This is a genomic window from Alistipes sp. HGB5 (assembly GCF_000183485.2).
In the GTDB taxonomy this organism is placed as follows: domain Bacteria; phylum Bacteroidota; class Bacteroidia; order Bacteroidales; family Rikenellaceae; genus Alistipes; species Alistipes finegoldii.
In genome coordinates, this window is record NZ_AENZ01000046.1 from 1 (window position 1) to 1,245 (window position 1,245).

1 protein-coding gene is annotated in these 1,245 nt (G+C 47.7%); it reads right to left on the reverse strand.

Features of this window, described 5'->3' with window-relative positions; translation table 11 throughout:
* Positions 1-60: 60 nt before the first annotated feature.
* Complete coding sequence (locus tag HMPREF9720_RS07205) at positions 61-1,029, reverse strand: IS110 family transposase (protein ID WP_009597560.1); 969 nt, start codon at positions 1,027-1,029, stop codon at positions 61-63.
* Positions 1,030-1,245 lie beyond the last annotated feature (216 nt).

The following is a 1,245-nucleotide window of genomic DNA, read 5'->3' on the forward strand; positions in this document are numbered from 1 at the left end:
AATTACGAACTATATTAAAAAATGCGGAAAAAGAGTAATAATATCGGAGAATGGTTCCTGCTAAGGTCTGTTGGAGACGAATCCGTCGACATATTCTTTATCGTGCGCAACAACAGCAAAAGCCTGCCTGACGAGTTTATTTGCGACAGCGATCATAGCGAGTTTTCCCGACTTTCCGTTTTGCCTGAGCCTCGTATAAGTCTCTTTGCATTGGGCATTGAACCTACTGGCAGGCCAAGCGGCGATATAGAGAAGTCCTCTGGTGTATGCGTCTCCGTTTCGGTTGATATGCCCTTTGATGTTTACCGAAGTTCCGGATTGTTCGTAAGTGGGACAGATACCGAGATAGCGGGACACCTGCTTGGCATTCTGGAAGTAAGTGAATCCTCCGGTAGTGATGATGAGCGCCGTGGCGAGCGTTATGCCTATACCTTTGATGGTTGTCAGGAGTGCGAGTTGCCGGCTGAACTCGACTTCGACAAGATCCGTGAGTTCCGACTGAAGCCTGTCACGCTTCTTTTCAAGGAACTTGATCGTTTCGTCTACGGTATGAGTTGCACCTTTGTCCGGGACAGGCAGACATGCGAGAGAGCCACGAAGGTTCGACATGGCGGTAATCTGCTTAGTAAGTTGGCGAATGACGGTTCTTTTCTGTCGGAGCCGCAGGATGGCCTCTCCCTGGACCTTGAAAGGACGCGGGTTCATCTTCTCTCCGTACAAGGTAATGAGTCGTGCATCGCTCTTATCGGTCTTGATCGTAGAGAGCATGGCTTTGGCGAAGTTCTTTACCTTCAGCGGATTCTCCATGCTGACAGTAATTCCGGCGACATTGAGCATATACAGCAGCAAGGCACTGTAGTTCCCTGTCGCCTCCATAACACAGTGGATACTGCCATCTTTGGGGAGAGTCCCGATAAACTGTCTGATACCAGCGGTCGTGTTGTTAAAAGTACGGATCTCCCCGCCTTTGTCGGAGGAGTAAGCTACCACGAATGTAGCCTTGCTCACGTCGATTCCAATGTACCTCATGGCCGTTCGTTTTTTGGTTCTAACGACATCGCTTACATCTTGGTCCTTCATTGCGAATGCGGGCTCAAACACCTTACGAACTATCCGGATTCTGATGTAAAGAGTATGGGGTCAGAACATAATTCCCGGTTTAGAAGACCAATGAGAGATCGGACTTATTCCATACTCTGATGTCTTTACTATTCAAATTTAATTAACTAAGTACAAATATACAAT

Bases quoted from the DNA above. Each gene is read 5' to 3' on its own strand.
- HMPREF9720_RS07205 (WP_009597560.1), bottom strand. From the start codon at position 1,029: ATGAGGTACATTGGAATCGACGTGAGCAAGGCTACATTCGTGGTAGCT.